17 protein-coding genes are annotated in these 16,762 nt (G+C 49.9%); 11 read left to right on the top strand and 6 right to left on the bottom strand.

The features are described from left to right. Positions 1 to 67: 67 nt before the first annotated feature. Together Q9292_RS08760 and Q9292_RS08755 are read right to left on the bottom strand one after the other, a co-directional pair. The gene (locus Q9292_RS08760; RefSeq protein WP_313986950.1) at positions 68 to 697 is read right to left on the bottom strand and encodes a class I SAM-dependent methyltransferase; all 630 of its coding nucleotides are present in this window, start codon (positions 695 to 697) and stop codon (positions 68 to 70) included. A 135-nt stretch (positions 698 to 832) separates the two neighbouring features. Continuing rightward, positions 833 to 1,441 carry a TetR/AcrR family transcriptional regulator gene (locus Q9292_RS08755; RefSeq protein ID WP_313986947.1) on the bottom strand — a complete coding sequence of 203 codons (609 nt, stop codon included), beginning with the start codon at positions 1,439 to 1,441 and terminating at the stop codon, positions 833 to 835. A 134-nt stretch (positions 1,442 to 1,575) separates the two neighbouring features. On the opposite strand from Q9292_RS08755, the gene Q9292_RS08750 reads away from it, so the two are divergent. The 11 genes from Q9292_RS08750 to Q9292_RS08700 all read left to right on the top strand — a co-directional run bounded on the left by Q9292_RS08750 (position 1,576) and on the right by Q9292_RS08700 (position 13,198). Next, the gene (locus tag Q9292_RS08750) at positions 1,576 to 2,373 is read left to right on the top strand and encodes an SDR family NAD(P)-dependent oxidoreductase (protein WP_313986945.1); all 798 of its coding nucleotides are present in this window, start codon (positions 1,576 to 1,578) and stop codon (positions 2,371 to 2,373) included. A 48-nt stretch (positions 2,374 to 2,421) separates the two neighbouring features. Continuing rightward, positions 2,422 to 3,327: an alpha/beta hydrolase gene (locus Q9292_RS08745; protein WP_313986943.1), complete on the top strand. Its 906-nt coding sequence runs from the start codon at positions 2,422 to 2,424 to the stop codon at positions 3,325 to 3,327. 74 nt (positions 3,328 to 3,401) lie between these two features. Then, a complete protein-coding gene (locus Q9292_RS08740; protein ID WP_313986941.1) occupies positions 3,402 to 4,817 on the top strand; it encodes a DHA2 family efflux MFS transporter permease subunit in 1,416 nt (471 codons plus the stop codon). A 16-nt stretch (positions 4,818 to 4,833) separates the two neighbouring features. Then, positions 4,834 to 6,108, top strand: a complete 1,275-nt coding sequence (fabF, locus tag Q9292_RS08735) for a beta-ketoacyl-ACP synthase II (RefSeq protein ID WP_313986938.1) — start codon at positions 4,834 to 4,836, stop codon at positions 6,106 to 6,108. An 89-nt stretch (positions 6,109 to 6,197) separates the two neighbouring features. Further along, positions 6,198 to 7,073, top strand: a complete 876-nt coding sequence (locus Q9292_RS08730) for an alpha/beta hydrolase (RefSeq protein WP_313986935.1) — start codon at positions 6,198 to 6,200, stop codon at positions 7,071 to 7,073. Between the two features lie 201 nt (positions 7,074 to 7,274). Then, positions 7,275 to 8,207 carry an NAD(P)-dependent alcohol dehydrogenase gene (locus tag Q9292_RS08725; RefSeq protein ID WP_313986932.1) on the top strand — a complete coding sequence of 311 codons (933 nt, stop codon included), beginning with the start codon at positions 7,275 to 7,277 and terminating at the stop codon, positions 8,205 to 8,207. Positions 8,208 to 8,209: 2 nt separating this feature from the next. Next, positions 8,210 to 8,911: a YafY family protein gene (locus Q9292_RS08720; protein ID WP_313986930.1), complete on the top strand. Its 702-nt coding sequence runs from the start codon at positions 8,210 to 8,212 to the stop codon at positions 8,909 to 8,911. Positions 8,912 to 9,241: 330 nt separating this feature from the next. After that, positions 9,242 to 9,406 (top strand): hypothetical protein, encoded by a 165-nt coding sequence (locus Q9292_RS08715; RefSeq protein ID WP_313986928.1) that lies wholly within the window; start codon positions 9,242 to 9,244, stop codon positions 9,404 to 9,406. A gap of 267 nt (positions 9,407 to 9,673) precedes the next feature. Continuing rightward, positions 9,674 to 10,927, top strand: coding sequence for a glycosyltransferase family 1 protein (locus tag Q9292_RS08710; protein ID WP_313986926.1), 1,254 nt, complete (start codon positions 9,674 to 9,676; stop codon positions 10,925 to 10,927). Positions 10,928 to 10,930: 3 nt separating this feature from the next. Next, positions 10,931 to 12,073: a UDP-galactopyranose mutase gene (gene glf, locus Q9292_RS08705; RefSeq protein WP_313986924.1), complete on the top strand. Its 1,143-nt coding sequence runs from the start codon at positions 10,931 to 10,933 to the stop codon at positions 12,071 to 12,073. A 45-nt stretch (positions 12,074 to 12,118) separates the two neighbouring features. Next, positions 12,119 to 13,198, top strand: coding sequence for a beta-glucosidase (locus tag Q9292_RS08700; protein ID WP_313986921.1), 1,080 nt, complete (start codon positions 12,119 to 12,121; stop codon positions 13,196 to 13,198). A gap of 56 nt (positions 13,199 to 13,254) precedes the next feature. Here Q9292_RS08700 and Q9292_RS08695 read toward each other — a convergent pair whose 3' ends face one another. The 4 genes from Q9292_RS08695 to Q9292_RS08680 all read right to left on the bottom strand — a co-directional run bounded on the left by Q9292_RS08695 (position 13,255) and on the right by Q9292_RS08680 (position 16,619). Then, positions 13,255 to 13,743 (bottom strand): hemerythrin domain-containing protein, encoded by a 489-nt coding sequence (locus Q9292_RS08695; RefSeq protein WP_313986919.1) that lies wholly within the window; start codon positions 13,741 to 13,743, stop codon positions 13,255 to 13,257. Positions 13,744 to 13,948: 205 nt separating this feature from the next. Beyond that, positions 13,949 to 14,917 (bottom strand): hypothetical protein, encoded by a 969-nt coding sequence (locus Q9292_RS08690; RefSeq protein WP_313986917.1) that lies wholly within the window; start codon positions 14,915 to 14,917, stop codon positions 13,949 to 13,951. A 170-nt stretch (positions 14,918 to 15,087) separates the two neighbouring features. Further along, positions 15,088 to 16,344, bottom strand: coding sequence for an MgtC/SapB family protein (locus tag Q9292_RS08685; protein ID WP_313986914.1), 1,257 nt, complete (start codon positions 16,342 to 16,344; stop codon positions 15,088 to 15,090). Between the two features lie 77 nt (positions 16,345 to 16,421). Then, on the bottom strand, positions 16,422 to 16,619 hold the full coding sequence (locus Q9292_RS08680) for a hypothetical protein (RefSeq protein WP_313986911.1): 198 nt from the start codon (positions 16,617 to 16,619) through the stop codon (positions 16,422 to 16,424). Between the last annotated feature and the right edge of the window lie 143 nt (positions 16,620 to 16,762).

The raw sequence follows: 16,762 nt of genomic DNA, 5'->3' as shown, positions 1-16,762 counted from the left end.
CGCTCCCGCAGAGTTTGAACGGCGGTATTTCGAGAGGCTCGAAAATATCTAGGCTAGCCGGGGCGATTCAGGTGCTGATTTCAGTAAAGCCTGCTTTTCGCATGAGCGCTTCGTCTTGGTCTGGCGAAAGGATAGGGAGCTGTTTACCAATAGACTCCGCCGCTGTTTTCGCTTGCTCCCGATCTACTCCTGATGAGATTGCAAACTCAGCACATCTGGATAGCCATAGTTCACGCTCTGCAGGACCCTGAGGAATGCTGTAGTGCATTGCGACAAAAACGCCTCGAGGCTTTAACCGTGAATGAATTTCGCACAGTGTCTTCAAGCGTTCAGCTTCGGGGATGAAATGTAGCGTGAGGAGGCAAGACGCCGCATCGAATGGCCCCATTGGAGCCGCTTCGATGTAACCATTGTGTAGTTGAACTCGAGAGGCCAGCGGCCCAAGTGAAGTCTTGGCCAAATTCAACATTTCGGCAGAGGGATCCACGCCGTCAAATTGCCAGCCAGGAAATGACTGCGCGAAGAGTTTAAGTTCCATTCCTCCGCCGGCACCAACCACCAACACTCGCCCTTCAGGTGGCGTGCTCTCAGCCAATAAAATAGCCGACATACGGTGTACGTCAGTCAGGCCGGGGACACGTCGGGTTGCGTTCTCTGCATAGCCGACAATCGCTTTTGGATCCGAGAAAGATGACATCTTTGTTTCCCTAAAAGGTGAGCTCTGCGCAAAAAAGGCCTAACATTAAAAGTCGGGGGAGCCGTTAGGGAGGCCGCTTAGCATTTCAAAAACGACGCGAGCGCTGCTGGCGTCGCCTTGAACAACCGGTTACCCTTATTTGCTCGGCCAATTCAACATCGCTACATTAACCATCCTTTTGAGTTCTTCTTGAGTGGCGCCATTAACCGCTTGTACTGACATTCCTTGATGTAGAGTAGCTAAATATTTAGATAAATCAACGGCATTTAGGTCAGGCGATAAATCACCTTCCAGTTTTGCCAACTCAAATCGCTCAGTCAACAAGCCCTCATAATGTTTTCTATACTGAATAAGCTGCTCTTTGATGATTTGTGCGCCTTCACCGCATGAAAGGGCACCTTGCACGATCATGCATCCCTTGGGATGTGCTTCACTAGTTAGAAACTCTGCGCTACTTAATAAAAACTTTTCTGCGACTTTGCGCGCTGTTGGCTCTTTCATCACCATCCTCACAAATGAAGCTGGACCGGAGACATACTTAGAAAGCGCTTGCCTAAACAATTCTTCCTTATTGCCAAACGCCGCATACAAACTTGGCTTATTCACACCAAGCGTGGAGGTTAACTCAGCCATTGAGGCGCCTTCATAGCCCCTTTCCCAAAACACTTTCAAAGCCTTGTCCAGGATCACCTCGTTATCAAACATTTTGGGGCGACCTCGTGTCTTTTTTAACTCTTCAGTCATCTCAATTTTCTTCACTTAAGTAATTTATACCAATTGTTACAAAAAATTGTTGACAGAGCAAATTTTGTTGCATAGTATTTATGTACCGATTGGTATTTATATACATAACTGTTAAACCGTAAAGAGGTGAAAAAATGAATGCAGTGAATAAACTTGGGACAGCATTGATCACCGGTGCATCAACTGGGATTGGGGCTGTGTATGCAGACCGACTAGCAAAGCGAGGTTATGACTTGATTTTGGTGGCACGTGATCAAGCAAAGCTGCAAAAAGTAGCAGATGGGATTAAGAGCGCATCTGGAAGTCAGGTAGAAATCATGCCGGCCGACCTGACCCTCAAGGCTGATTTATTAAAAGTCGAAACACGCTTACGGGAAGATAGCAGTATTACCCTGCTGGTGAATAACGCAGGCGGTGGTGCGTCTACGACGTTGGTTGAGTCTGATATGGATGCGATGGAGACCATGATTCAATTGAACATCACCGCGCTCACACGACTCTCCGGCGCAGCTGCCAAACGATTTTTTGCTGAAGGCAAAGGTGCCATCATCAATGTTGCCTCAGTGCTTGCCTATATTCCTGAAATGTTCAATGGCGTTTACAACGCAACTAAGTCTTATGTGGTGATGTTTAGCCAATCCATGCAGCATGAACTTGGTGACAAAGGGGTGCGCATTCAGGTGGTGTTGCCAGGTGCGACCGATACGCCGTTCCTGGACAAAGTGAATATGCCAGCAAGTCACTTGCCGCCTGAAATGGTGATGAAAACTGATGATCTGGTGGATGCCGCGCTAAGAGGATTTGATTTGGGCGAGGTGATCACTATTCCATCTTTGCCAAATATTGAGGATTGGCAAGCATTTGATGCGGCAAGAAAAGCATTGGGGCCGCATTTGTCATTAGCTAAACCAGCGAATCGTTACCTGAGCTAATCACCACCTAAGAACCCAATCATCCATTTGACTGAACAGGAGATATTCGTGAATAAAATTTTAAGATCATTGTTACTCATCGCCACTACCTTATCCATCATAGAGTCAGGCACGGCCTTGGCTGCAGATAAACTGGAGACAGCGGCCACAAAATTTGTAGAGGCCAATGGCATTAAATTCTCTTACCGCACTTTAGGCTCTCAATCAGGTACTCCATTAGTGCTCCTTCAGCACTTCACTGGCAATATGGATGCCTGGGATCCGGCGGTAGTGAATGCCTTGGCCAAGAATCGTCCAGTGGTTGTATTCAATAACAGAGGCGTTGGTGCTACGAATGGAGTGGTTGCCGACAACATCGCACAAATGACCACAGATGCTTATGCGTTTATTCAAGCGCTGGGCTATAAGCAAGTGGATGTGTTGGGGTTTTCGATGGGTGGGTTTGTTGCCCAAGAACTTGCTGCGCAACATCCAGAACTGGTTCGAAAAGTGATTCTCGCCGGGACTACCCATCAAGGCGGTGGCAATCATCTGATGAAAGTATTGGGTGAGGCCTTTTCGAGAGCCAATGCACCAGATCCTCGCGACTATCTGTTCTTCTCTCAAAGTGATGCAGGGAAGCAAGCCGCCGCTGCATTTTTGTCTCGCGTCTATGCCAGAAAAGAAGGGCGTGACCCTGAAAGTGGCAAGGAGATTGCAGATGCACATGGCAAGGCCTTAATTGTATGGACGAGCACACCTGATCCTGAATTCAAAACGTTAAAAGCCATTCAACAACCGGTTTTGGTGGTGACGGGGAGCAATGACACCATGTTACCAACCGAGGGTTCGATTACCCTATATAAGCAGCTTAAAAATGCGCAATTGCTGTTATATCCAGACTCCAATCACGGTTCGATTTTTCAGTACCATGATTCGTTTGTAAACACAGCTGAGTTCTTTCTGAGTCACTAAGCGAACACTGGCCGCAACGAGTCTAGGCGGTGTGGCCAGTTTCCTAACACGCCTAAGTCAAATCAGAGAATGTCATGAACTCAAACATACAGCAGTTAGTGTCAGCAAATAAAGCAATCCCTGCAGCTTGGCGGGTATTCGCAATCGCCAGTATTGCGATTTTTATGTCCTCCCTGGATACGACGATTCTGTATGCTGGGTTCAATAATATTCTCAGTAGCTTTCCGGACTCTACTGCCGCTGATCTATCCTGGGCGATGAGCGGCTACTCTATTGTCTATGCTGCCATGCTGATCCCGGCGGGTGGTATTGCAGATAAATTTGGGCGTAAAAAAATATTCACACTAGGCACCTTGTTATTTATCAGCGCCTCATTTGCATGCGGTGCCGCCCCTAGTGTCTCATGGCTTATTGTCGCCAGAGTTTTTCAATCTATCGGCGCTTGTCTGCTGACCCCCTCTGCATTGGCGCTGGTATTGGAGGCGTTTCCTCGCGAGAGGCGGTCAGTCATCATGGGCGCTTGGGGCGCTGTTGGTGCTTTGGCCGCGGCATTAGGTCCGGGGATTGGTTCCTGGATTATTGATGTAGGTGGCTGGCAGTGGGCGTTTTTTATCAACATCCCGATTGGATTATTCTGCATATGGCAAAGCTTAGCTGTATTGCATGAGTCGGTTCAGCCAAGAGCGCATATGCGGCTTGATCTCGTCGGCATGTTGCAGTTGGTCGTCGGTGTGGGAGCGATTGCGTTTGCGATTGTTGAGATGAAGTCACCTGCTTGGAATTCCTATGAGTTAACAGCCATTCTGATGTTAGGTTTGGTGTTGCTGGCAAGTTATATTCCTTGGGCGAAGTTTTACCCAGAACCATTGTTTGACCTCAGCCTGTTTAAAAACAAAACCTTTTTATTTGCAAACCTGGCAGGCATCACTTTCGGGATTGCGTTTTCCATCATGTTTTTTTCATTCTTTTTTTGGATGAAGAATATATGGCATTTAAGCCAGTCCTTAGCCGGTGCGTCTGTCATGCCAGGGCCACTGATGGTTGTTCCTACCGCATTGGTTGCAGGGAAAATAGCCTCCAAAGTGGGACATCGTCCTTTGCTTATCACAGGGACCATGACCTACGCCCTCAGTGGACTGTGGTTTTTAATGGTCCCCGATACCACCCCTAATTATCTGGCTACATGGCTACCGGGTTTACTATTAAGCGGTATCTCTGTCGGCTTGGTCATGCCCTCTTTATCCGCTGCCGCCATGTTTGGTTTGCCGCAAAAAGACTATGCCGTTGGTTCTGCCATCAATCACGCTGCCCGCCAAATTGGCACGGTGATAGGTGTGTCCATCACCGTGTTATTCCTTGGTAAAGCACTGCTCAAGCCGGGTGACTTTATCCCAACGTACAGCATACATATTGCATTGGCGCTCATTACGGCCATGTTATGTATCCCGATCAATACCCACCCAAAACAACTTGCCAATTTAACTCAATAGGCCTTCAGGGAAATTTATGATGAAACGTATTGTGATTACTGGGATGGGCGCAGTCAGTCCGCTTGGAACAGGCGTTGACTTGGCATGGAAACATTTGCTGGAGGGAAAGTCTGGAATCTCTATGCTCCCTGATGCGTTGGCAGAAGGCAGCCCAGTCAACATCGCCGGTTGGGTTAAACCATCAGAGCTTGATCCGAGCATGGGGCTCAATTTGTCTGAATATCTCGATGCAAAAGAGTTAAGACGCTCTGACAGATTTATTCAATTTGCTCTGATTGCCGCTAACGAGGCCATTCAGCAAGCCCAGTGGCTACCGATGACTGAGATTCAAAAACAACGCACTGCCACCATTGTCGCTTCAGGGGTGGGTGGTTTCCCAGCCATTGCACATGCAGTCCGCACAGGCGAAGCAGTGGGTGTGGGTAAGCTCTCGCCATTTACGATTCCATCATTTTTGGTCAATTTGGCGGCTGCGCAGATAGCACTTAAACACCAATTCAAAGGACCACTCGGTGCTCCGGTTACCGCCTGTGCAGCAGGCGTACAAGCGATTGGCGATGCGGCCAGGATGATTCATGCCAATGAAGCCGATATCGCAATCTGTGGGGGGACAGAAGCTTGTATTGATAAAGTCAGCCTCGGCGGGTTTGCAGCCGCAAAAGCACTGAGTACAAGATACGCTGCAAGCCCTGAGTTAGCCTCAAGACCATTTGACACGCATCGTGATGGGTTTGTGATGGCAGAGGGGGCTGGTATTTTGGTGATTGAGTCCTATGAACATGCCATGGCGAGAGGTGCAAAACCGCTTGCTGAATTAGTGGGATATGGAACCACTTCTGACGCCTACCATATCACCTCCAGCCCCGAGGAGGGTTCCGGTGCTGCCAGGGCCATGATGATTGCCCTTAATCAAGCACACATATCTCCCGAGGCTGTTGACCATATCAATGCGCATGCCACGTCTACCCCCATGGGAGATGCAAGTGAACTGGCAGCCATCAGAACTGTGTTTGGTCAGCGTCATGCCCAACCTGTGATCAGTGCCACAAAGTCTTCCACTGGACATTTGCTGGGCGCAGCGGGAGGTCTAGAAGCCATTTTTACCATTAAAGCAATTGAAGCGCAGTGTTGCCCACCCACAATCAATTTGTACTCGCCAGATGCGCGGACAACTGGGCTGGCGATTACGACACAAGATCCCATTCATCGACATCTTGAATATGCCCTTTCGAATGGGTTTGGATTTGGCGGGGTTAATGCATCTGTCATTTTTAAACGTTTTAACGGTTGAGCATGATGGATCAAACCTGGGGGGTGATCACTTAAATATCACTTCACTCACAATGATAAGTACTAATTAATTTGATAAGGGAGAATGAAATGCGTGATGCACCAACAGATCTTAAATTTAACGGAGAGGAATTTTTTGTCACGCTTAAAGATGGAGAAACGGTTCGAGTCATTAAAACAGGGAGTGGAGAACCGCTGCTTTTAATGCATACGATCAGAACGCAAATTGAGTTGTTTAGCGAGATGATTCCATTTTATGCGAGAAAATTTACCGTCTATGCCATCGATTTACCTGGCCACGGTCAATCGTCCATCAATAAGAAAATCAACTACGACGAGCCCTATTTGAGAGCCTCTGTGCTTGATTTAATTGATCAGCTGAATTTGACCAATCTCACCTTAATTGGTGAGTCTATTGGCGCGACATTGTCTCTCACGGTCGCTGCACAAATCCCAGATAAGATTAAGCAGGTGATTGCGGTCAATACATACGATTATGAAACGCGTTACGCAGATGGCATCCGGCGTGGCAACTTTATTGCCAACTTCATGATGTGGAATTACTCAATTCCCATCAATGGGGCGATTTTTGCTGCACTTGAGAATCGATTTTTCTTGAGCCTAGTGATGAATGGCGGCGTCACAAAAATCAAAAAAATCCCAACCTGGTTAATGAAAATGTTTGATAAAACAGGACATCGGCCGGGCTACAGTTTTCTTGGCAGGAACATATTAAAAAACTGGCGCAGTTGGGCGCAGGCCACTGATCAATATCATAAGATCAAAAGCCCTGTAATGCTGATATACGGAGAAAATGACTGGTCAAGACAAGCCGAAAGATATTTGACTTGGAAGAAAGTACCAAACGCAACGCTTGAGACCATCACAGGTTCTGGACATTTCCTCAGCGTGGATAATCCAGAGGATTTAAAAAAGACCATATCCCAATACTTGCAGGCAAATTAAGTGAAACCTTAGCCTGAAAATGTGACATTACATTTTCAGGCTTAAAGCCCATTGCCTAAGCAATGGGCTTTATTTATTGGCTAAATATGTTGAAGATGGTGACAAAATCTGGCATGTGCACTGTTTATAGTAAGCATTTCAATACTCCATCGAAATGAATATGAACAAGTGTATAACTATCCAGAAACAAAGCGTGTCCGCATGAAGCGCATTCAGTACCATCAATATGGCGGGGCAAGTATGATGCGCCTGGAGGAGTTTGAAGTGGAAGCTCCCGGCAAGGGCCAGCTGCTTGTGAAGGTGAAATATGCTGCAATCAACCCCATCGACTGGAAGTTACGCAATGGCACGATGAAAATCCTGACCGGAAACACCTTCCCTCGGGCAATGGGTTTGGACTTCTCGGGGACGGTGATTTCAACTGGTAGAGGGGTGACACGCTTTGCTCCAGGCGACCATGTGTTTGGCATGGCACGGCTGAAACAGGCAGGTGCGTTCGGCGAGATGCTAGTCACCAATGAGTCCTTTGTGACACACAAACCGGATACAGTCTCGTTTGAGGATGCAGCCTGTTTGGCGACGCCTGGCATTATGGCGTGGAGAGGGTTGGTGGAAAAATCCCGCCTGAGGGCTGGTCAACATGTATTTGTGAACGGTTGCGCCGGGGCTGTTGGGATAGCAACGATTCAGATCGCGCAGATGCTGGGGGCCATCGTCTCTGGCAGCTGCCGCCGTGAAGACATGGCAAAAATGCAAAAAATGGGATTAGCCCATGTGTACGACTATCGAAAAGTGGATTTGCATGCCCTGACGCAAAAGTTCGATATTGTCTACGATACCTCAACAACCATTTCCACAAGCACAGGGATGAAGCTGCTCAAGAAAAATGGTGTATTTCTTGACCTTGACCCGAAACCAATGAAATTCCTGCGGGCGATTTTCTCGAAAAACTATCAGGTGCTGATAGGCAGTCCGAGCGAGTATACTTTGGGCAAGGTCGCAAAAGCGGCGGAACTCGGAAAGCTCCAATTACCGATTGGCAGAATCGTATCGCTCATTGATGGTGCAAATCTGATGAGTGAAATTGAGGGTGGACTCAAAATAGGGGGCAAAGGTGTTATTGCCATGGAGTAACAATGTCTCGTAGCCATCGCCTCAACGAACTGATGCAAGTGTTGCGTCGACATCGCGGGAGTGTTTCCGGCGCAATGCTGGCGCAAGAAACCAATGTCTCGTTGCGAACAATTCGCCGTGATATTGCAACGTTGCAGGCCATGGGTGCCGAAATTGATGGCGCAGCAGGCGTAGGGTACATGTTAAAGCCTGGATTTTTGCTGCCGCCGATGACATTCAATGAAGACGAATTGCAAGCTTTGGTCGCAGGTGCGCAATGGGTGAGTCAACAAACAGATCAAGCGCTCGCGCTTGGGGCTCAAAATGCACTGGCAAAGATTGGAGCAGTCATTCCTGCGGACATGAAACTATTCATGGAGGATGACATGCTTTATGTTGGCGAAAGACCATTTGTCGTAGATTTTGATTCAGGCGTAGTGCGTTATGCCATGCGCGAGCAAAAAAAACTCAAAGTGGCCTATATCAACAAAACGGGTGACACTTTGGCGTATGTGATCTGGCCGCTTATTTTAGGGTTCGTCGATTCGCGGTGGTCCATTGCCGCGTGGTGTGAGTTACATCAGGCATTTAGAATCTTTCTCGTGGATCGTATTGTGGAGATCAGTGGCCTTGAAGATCACTATCCTGGCAATCGACGCCACTTGTCAAAAGAATGGCGTAATAGCGTCTGCCAAAGTACCGACAAAAATCACTATATTGAATAACACATGCCTGGCTTAAGTGTGCGCATCGAGCGCGCCTTGAGTGTTGTGTGAGTGGTGGTTGATGAATACAGAGGCATTACCTCCTCGCGCAGTATGTCAACCCGGTTTATAGCGAGTTCCATCGCTCAGCGCCCCATTCTAAAGTCTCAAATCGTGTTGTATCGCCTATTCATGCTGGATGAAAGTCTCACAAGCCAATCAGAGAAGTACGGATATTTTCAGGTGTGGATTGACCTTAAGCTCAACGCACATTGCTTCAACTGATTTTAAATCTTCCTTGACTGTTCTAAGCAGTGTGCAGTGTGTCTGGGAGCCTAAGGAGTATTGATCATGGATACAAACAAAAGTAGCAAAAAGGACTCACCAACGCGCAGCGCAGGTGAGCAGCATGAGAAGCCAGCCAATCCGAGTAGTAAAAACCAGGACAACCATTCAGGTTCTGCATCTAAGGACAATAAAAATCACGCGTCCAAGAGCGGCAACCAAAAGCCTTAACGGTTCGATGCACTAACTAGCCTAGCGGAGTCATCTCTGTTGGGCGCAGTGTTGTCTATCGGCCTCTGTGTTTTTTAAAGAGGCGCTTGATGGCAATCAGAGAGCGATACCAAACCGCTTCTGATCGTTATCTGGCCTTAAACCCAGGCCGCTATCTCCCTCAGATTTTCCTACGAGTGAATGATGAAACAGCTGATGCCATTCAGCGGGTTTCATGATTAAGCTGTAAACAGAATCCTAACACTCAACATTACCACGGAGCGGTCCATGAGTCGTCTGCCTTCTCAAACTACGAGCTACAAGTTTCCTTTGGAAAAAGGCAGACAGTCCATGCTCACTTTACCTGATCCAGACAAGCCGACATTGCTATGTTTATCTCACTTGCGCTGGAATTTTGTTTACCAGCGACCACAGCATTTAATGAGCCGCTTTGCAAAAAACTTTCAGGTATTGTTTTTTGAGGAACCCGTTCCGAGTGAAGGCAAAACGACCTGGCTGGAAGTGATTCTCACCCCGGAGGGCGTTCGGCTGCTTATTCCACATTTGCTTGCCCAGCATATCGGCAAGCCCAAAGGCACCGCGCTGCTGAGAGGCTTGCTTGACCGGTATTTAATGATCGCGGATGCCAATCCTATTCTGTGGTATTACACACCGATGAGCCTGGCTTATACCAGCCATATCAATGCATCCATGATCATCTATGATTGCATGGACGAATTGTCAGCGTTTGCAGCAGCGCCGCCACAATTAATAGATTATGAACGTGCGCTGTTCAAGAAAGTCGATATCGTTTTTACCGGCGGATATAGCCTGTATGAGTCTAAATCCAGACAGCACCCGCATGTGTATCCGATTCCGAGTAGTGTGGACATCGCCCATTTTGGCGTGGCCAGGCAAGCAAACCCGCAACCGCCGGATCAAATCAATCTCCCCGGGCCGAAAATTGGTTTTTACGGCGTGATTGATGAGCGCATAGACCTTGATCTCATTCGGTCGATTGCGACTGTCCGCCCTGACTGGCAGGTGATCATGCTTGGGCCGGTGTTGAAGATCGATCCGCAAAGCCTCCCCAGGTTGCCCAATATCCACTATCTGGGCCCCAAAACATATGATGCCTTGCCGATGTACTTGAGCGGCTGGGATGTGGCTTTTATGCCTTTTGCCATCAATCGGTCAACGCAGTATATCAGCCCGACCAAGACGCCTGAATATTTGGCGGGTGGCCGTCCGGTTGTGTCCACAGCGATCCGGGATGTGGTCAGAATGTATGGAAAAAGCGAGCTGGTATTGATAGCCGAGGATAGCAAGACCTTTGTTGCTGCAATTGAAACGGCGCTTAAAATGATGCAAACGCCCTCAGTCGTCTCAGCCAAAGCAGACCAGATATTGTATGGCATGTCCTGGGATAAAACATGGCAAAAAATGAATACGCTGATGGAACAGAAACTACAGCCAAATGCAGCGATGACTGCGGTCTCGCGGGTGGTACATGACTCCGCAGTGATTCCACTGAGTGTATAGGCCATGGCCCAATTTGAGTTCGATTATCTGATTGTCGGCGCTGGCTTTGCCGGTAGTGTATTGGCGGAAAGACTGGCGGCTGACCTGAATAAACGGGTCCTGATTATTGATCGGCGGCCGCACATCGCTGGCAATGCTTTTGATTATTACAATCAAGAAGGCATTCTGATTCATCAGTATGGCCCGCATATTTTTCATACCAACTCTCAACGGATCCTGGATTATTTATCCCGATTCACCGAGTGGCTTCCCTATGAGCATAGGGTCTTGGCCGATGTGGATGGCCAACTGCTGCCTATCCCCATTAATTTAACCACGATTAATAAACTCTACCATTTGGACCTGAATGATGCGCAGGCTGAGGCCTTTCTGGCCGAGCAGGCGGAGCACGTTGCTGAGATTAAAACCTCAGAAGATGTGGTCGTGAATCAGATCGGAAGGGCCTTGTATGAAAAGTTTTTCCGTGGATATACCAAAAAACAATGGGGACTGGATCCTTCTGAGCTGGATAAGTCTGTGACGTCGCGGGTGCCGACAAGAACCAATCATGACGACCGATATTTTCTCGATGCACATCAACAGATGCCCTTACACGGATATACCAGCATGTTCAACAACATCCTTGCGCATGACAATATCAAGGTGTTGTTGAATGTGGACTACCGGGAGGTGAGAGGCCGAGTCAAATTCGGACATTTGATTTTTACCGGACCGATAGATGAATATTTTGATTATTGTTTTGGTAAGTTACCTTATCGCTCCCTGAAGTTTCGCCATGTCACACTGGATCAGCCACAGTTCCAGTCTGTCGCAGTGGTCAACTACCCGGATGAAGCTATTGAGCATACGCGGATTACGGAATACAAATACCTCACTGGCCAAATCCATCATAAAACAGCATTAACGTATGAGATTCCGCAAGCGGAGGGCGATCCTTATTACCCCATCCCGCGGCCGCAAAATGCCGAGTTATACAAGCAATACCAAGCGCTGGCAGATGCCACGCCCGATGTCACGTTTGTCGGTCGTCTGGCCACTTACAAGTACTACAATATGGATCAGGTGGTCGGGCAGGCACTGGCCACCTATCAGCGGTTGTTAGCGACAGAGCAGGCTAGCGCAGTCCTTGACACTGTGTACGAATAGCAGGGCGTTGCATTGCTGCCCTCTAAAAATTTCAATAGTTTTTTTATGGCAGGTTTTGAATGCTCAAGCCATCGCCGGGCGGATGGGCGTAGGCTAGACCTCATTCAGTCAACCAGACACGACCAATGGGCATATGCAGATTATCGTGCATTGAAGGTGCATGGCTTGCCGTCAGTACGCGATGGACTCCGCTGGCATTTGATCGAAGCGTCATCCGGCTGCTATGACTGGACCAGTTTTTTGCCCATGGTCCAAGCTGCACACCGCGCTCAGGTACAAGTGATTTGGGATCTCTGTCACTATGGCATTCCAGATGGATTGAATATCTGGCAACCGGAATTTGTGCAGCGTTTTGCCAAGTTTGCGGCAGAGGTGGCCCGTATTGTCATGCGGGAGACAGATCAGTTCCCTATCTACTGCCCCATCAATGAAATCTCCTTCTGGGCTTGGGCAGGGGGCGAGGTCGCATTTTTTAACCCGCTTGCAAGGGGCCGTGGCCTAGAGCTCAAGCATCAGTTAGTGCGTGCCACCATTGCGGCGATTGAGGCGATTCGCGAGGTTGACCCGCGCGCGCGGTTTATCACCGCCGAGCCGCTGATTCATGTGCTGCCCAGAGTAGACTGTCCCGGAGAAAAAGCACAGGCTGAAGCTTATCGCCTCTCTCAATTTGAAGCCCTGGATATGCTGATCGGCGAGTCTTGGCCGGGCCTGGGAGGGGATCCCAAATATCTGGATATGGTCGGGCTTAACTATTACAGTACCAATCAATGGTTCTTGGGGGGCGGCAAGATATCTCCCAACGCGTCTGCTTACCGCTCGGTATTCGACATGCTTGCCGAAGTCTATTTACGATATGGGCGTACCTTGTTGATTGCAGAAACGGGCGCAGAAGGTCAAGACCGGTCAGGCTGGATAGATTACATCTGTCGAGAAGTCTGCAGCGCGCAAAAAGTGGGCATCCCGGTGGATGGGCTATGCCTGTATCCCATTGTTGATTATCCTGGCTGGGATGATGACCGGCATTGCCCCACCGGATTGTTCGGATACGCAGATGCGCATGGGGCCAGGCCGGTTGATCCTCCCCTCAGAAATACCTTGTCTTTATGGCAGGTCGGCCGGTCGTGAAAGGTAATCGTATCGGCCAATCACATGCGCCACGCAGCGCAGCGCAGTGACCCGGTTTAAGCCTGCTCAGCCAGCAACGCTTGTTTTCTTGCATGCATCTTTTCCCCCAGCGCAACCATGTCCAGATTGGAGGCCTTGGCTTCGGGAAACATCTCTTCTTGTTCTTCTTTGACATGGTGGGTGACATACTCATCCAGTACCTTGATTTTGGCGTCAAACATTTCCCCGTCTGGCTCTACGCCTTCTACCTGGGCGATCAGCGATTTTAAGGTGGCATGTTCCACAATGGCTTCTGGGATCAGGGTCTTATCTTTGAGCACCGCCTTCACCCCAGGATAAAAGATTTCTTCTTCTATCTGCGCGTGGATACTGAGCTCCAGGCAAATCTGGCTGACAATTTTTTTCTTGGCGGCTTTGGTCTCGGCTTTTTCATACTCCTTGAACAGTGTGCTGATCAGTTGATGGTCAGCCTTGAGCATGGCAGTGGCCTCCATGGCTTTTGACGTAGACGCTTTCTGGCTGGATTGATCTGGCTTGGTTTGCATCGTGTATGTCCTTAAATGGTGATCTGTAAAATGCTGATCTGTGGTCGAGGGGCTTGCTGCAAAGAAAGATGCGTTTGGCAACTTAATGCACGAATAGGGCAATCAAGATAATGATTGGAATGGGAATGCCTAAAAAGAATAGAAGTAATGAGCGCATGATGTCTTCCTGAGTCAATGAGTATGGGGGGGCAAAACAGTCACAGAGTTATGCATCCCGGTAGCGGCCCCCACAGGCGGCAGCCAAACTGGCTGAGAATGCGCCTATGAGTAAAGAGGCAAACAGCCACAAGCTGATATAGACCGTGGCTTTACGGGCTTGCTCAGCCGTTTCTTTTGCCTGGAGGGCCGCTGCTTTTTTGCTTGTCTGCATGCTGGAAAACAGCGTCTGTACGCGTGATTCGGCCTCTGCTGTGGCCAGGCCGGTCTGTTGTGAAATCAATAAACCAAGATAGGTTTTGTCTTGAGCGGGCAGCACGTCGGCCAGCATCGCGTGGTTAAAAATGGGGGTTGCTTCAGCCATAGGCGGCGGCGTTGTCGGTCTGTATTGTCCGGCTTCGACAGCCTCAGGGGTGGGTTGAGGTTGAGGGGTGTCTGGTCTAAACAGCGAGCCGATCAGATAGGCCATCTGTCCATGGTCAGCGCTTTCGGTCGGTGACGCTTGGGCCTGTCTTGCACCCATCTTTACGGCGCTATTTGCCACACCTTTTGCCACGTGAGCACTGGCCTGTACGCCCGAGTTGACCTCTGTCCCGACGATGGAAGTGAGCAGGGTGGCGATGACCAGCGTGGCGACGGCCCAAGCCAGAAAGCCGTGTGCGGTATCCCTGAAAAATACTTCATCGCTATGTGCAGATAACCATTTTGCCCGTAGCCGGCCAGCCAGGTATCCGCCCAGGATTGCTGCCAGCAGTTGTGTGAAGGTGAGCCAGAGAATGGCTGATAGGCCAAACGTTGAAGCATCAATGCCTTTGCGCATCCAGGGCGAGACCGAAGCAAAGCCCACGCCTGAGCCTAGCAGAAACAGCATCAGGCTCAGAGTCGCTGCTGCCACGGCACCTGCCAGAATCGCGCCCCAGGAAACTGCGGTGGCGTTGGCTAAGGTGTCTATGTTGTCATAGGGCGGGGGGCGGGTGTTTGTGAGCACGGCTTCGCCAGATAAAGGAATACTTGCCATGAGAGACTCCATCAACATGAATAAGGGCAAGTATTGCACTCAAAAAAGCGTTGTTCTGTGTGTTGTCCCACACAGGGGCAATTGCGAGGCTGGGCTGGATGATCAGGGGAGGTTGCGATGGCGATGGCGCATTCAAGGGCACACCATCGTATTGGGCGCTTGCGTTTTAGTTATGGATGGGCAATAAAAAACCACCATCCCAGCCAGGTCAAGGTCATCTGTGCCAATACGCCCAGGCTGACGGCCTGCCAGAATGGCCGGGGCCCGGTGATGCATGCCATAAACACTTTGCTCGCCGCGTTGACTGAAAAAGCGAGCAGGATAGGGAGCGCGGCCTGACTGTCCGCCAGTTTGCCCGTGGCGACCAGCGTGGCCACGGCGATGGTCGGCGCGTGTACATCTACCAGGCCCGAAATCGCTGAAACGGCTAACAGGCCATTTAAGCCCAGCCAGTCTTTGAGCGCGGATGCCAGGATGAGCATGAGGGCAATCACGGCCGCGAGCGTGAAGGCGGTGCCGGGTTTAAAGGTTTGATAGGGCGTATAGGCGATGGGCACATTGCGTTCATGGCCAGCACGCAGGCCGATAATGAGCGCATATACGGTGATGGAGAGCGCGCCAAACAGCAATGGCCAGGCAAGCACCATCAGTGTGCTCGGGCTGATGACAAACAGCAGGAGTACGAGTTGTAAAATGGTTGCCAGGCTGGACAAGAGGGCGCCTGCAATGGCGCCGCGCATTAAATACGGTGTTTCTTTTGCGCGTTCGCCCATGGTGGTGATGGTGGCGATGCTGGAAATGAAGCCAGACAGCAATCCGATCACTGGCAGTCCGATACGTGATCCAAGCACCCTTAATACCACGTGACTGAGGGCGCCTATCACCATGACCAGGATAACAATCAACCAGAGATTTCTCGGGTTTATGGCATGGTAGGGGCCAATAAACTGGTCCGGGACCAGCGGCAGGATGACCACGGTCGCCGCTGCCAGAATTAAAAAATCGTTTAATTCTTCTTTGGACAGCATCCCCAACACAAACGCATGCAGGGTCTCTTTTGTCGCCAGCAAAATGGAGATGACCACGGCAAGCGCCGCCGCAAGTTCTGGGGCGGTGAGGCAAAGGCCGCCGAGCACCACAGACAGCATGAGCGCAATTTCCGTGGTCATGCCCGGATGTTCATTGATTTGCCTAGCGTAGGCAATCGCTGAAAACACCATGACGCAGAGGATGGCCAGCGCGAACAGCCAAAAGTGAATCAAGGCGGTGACGGCCCCAAGCAGGGTCGCCATCGTAAACGTACGTATCCCTTGTGCCGATTTCTCGGCCGCGCCTTGTCTGTGCTTTTCACGCTCAGCACCAATGATCAGCCCGATGCCGATGGCGATTGCAAAGTGCGTGACGAGACTGGTGTTCAGGGTCAACATGCGAGTGCGTTCAGCAAACCGTTCCCATGATCGGCGAAGTCTCCATCATAAAGCAATCACAGCGGCGCCGGGGTGAATTAAGGCTGCTTGGGCTGGCGCTGTGCTTCTAGCCAATCGCTGATCTGTTGATCGATATCTGCATGGGTATGCCCATATTTTTTAATGGCTGCTGTTGGTGGCTGGTCTGCGTCAGGGGTTGGACGCATTGCGGCGGTGTTTGCATCCGCAGCGGTGGCGGCCGGGGTGATCGTGAGCATGGGTTTTGCGATAGGCATATTGCCATCCTTTCTGGACGGTGGGGTGAAGCGATCAGCATAGTGTAGGGCGTGTGATCGGTCTCCTCTGTATGCCAGCGTACAGAGCAAGGCGCGCTGATGGCGCTATATTGGGCACCAGGCAGCGGACTTGCGCCGAATCG

The sequence above is a fragment of the Methylophilus sp. VKM B-3414 genome (genome assembly GCF_032248435.1).
Lineage (GTDB): Bacteria > Pseudomonadota > Gammaproteobacteria > Burkholderiales > Methylophilaceae > Methylophilus > Methylophilus glucosoxydans.
This window is presented reverse-complemented; position numbering and strand designations above follow the sequence as displayed.

Coding starts and splice junctions, on each gene's coding strand:
- Q9292_RS08760 (WP_313986950.1), bottom strand. CDS start 697: ATGTCATCTTTCTCGGATCCAAAAGCGATTGTCGGCTATGCAGAGAAC.
- Q9292_RS08755 (WP_313986947.1), bottom strand. CDS start 1,441: ATGACTGAAGAGTTAAAAAAGACACGAGGTCGCCCCAAAATGTTTGAT.
- Q9292_RS08750 (WP_313986945.1), top strand. CDS start 1,576: ATGAATGCAGTGAATAAACTTGGGACAGCATTGATCACCGGTGCATCA.
- Q9292_RS08740 (WP_313986941.1), top strand. CDS start 3,402: ATGAACTCAAACATACAGCAGTTAGTGTCAGCAAATAAAGCAATCCCT.
- fabF (WP_313986938.1), top strand. CDS start 4,834: ATGATGAAACGTATTGTGATTACTGGGATGGGCGCAGTCAGTCCGCTT.
- Q9292_RS08730 (WP_313986935.1), top strand. CDS start 6,198: ATGCGTGATGCACCAACAGATCTTAAATTTAACGGAGAGGAATTTTTT.
- Q9292_RS08725 (WP_313986932.1), top strand. CDS start 7,275: ATGAAGCGCATTCAGTACCATCAATATGGCGGGGCAAGTATGATGCGC.
- Q9292_RS08720 (WP_313986930.1), top strand. CDS start 8,210: ATGTCTCGTAGCCATCGCCTCAACGAACTGATGCAAGTGTTGCGTCGA.
- Q9292_RS08715 (WP_313986928.1), top strand. CDS start 9,242: ATGGATACAAACAAAAGTAGCAAAAAGGACTCACCAACGCGCAGCGCA.
- Q9292_RS08710 (WP_313986926.1), top strand. CDS start 9,674: ATGAGTCGTCTGCCTTCTCAAACTACGAGCTACAAGTTTCCTTTGGAA.
- glf (WP_313986924.1), top strand. CDS start 10,931: ATGGCCCAATTTGAGTTCGATTATCTGATTGTCGGCGCTGGCTTTGCC.
- Q9292_RS08700 (WP_313986921.1), top strand. CDS start 12,119: ATGGCAGGTTTTGAATGCTCAAGCCATCGCCGGGCGGATGGGCGTAGG.
- Q9292_RS08695 (WP_313986919.1), bottom strand. CDS start 13,743: ATGCAAACCAAGCCAGATCAATCCAGCCAGAAAGCGTCTACGTCAAAA.
- Q9292_RS08690 (WP_313986917.1), bottom strand. CDS start 14,917: ATGGCAAGTATTCCTTTATCTGGCGAAGCCGTGCTCACAAACACCCGC.
- Q9292_RS08685 (WP_313986914.1), bottom strand. CDS start 16,344: ATGTTGACCCTGAACACCAGTCTCGTCACGCACTTTGCAATCGCCATC.
- Q9292_RS08680 (WP_313986911.1), bottom strand. CDS start 16,619: ATGCCTATCGCAAAACCCATGCTCACGATCACCCCGGCCGCCACCGCT.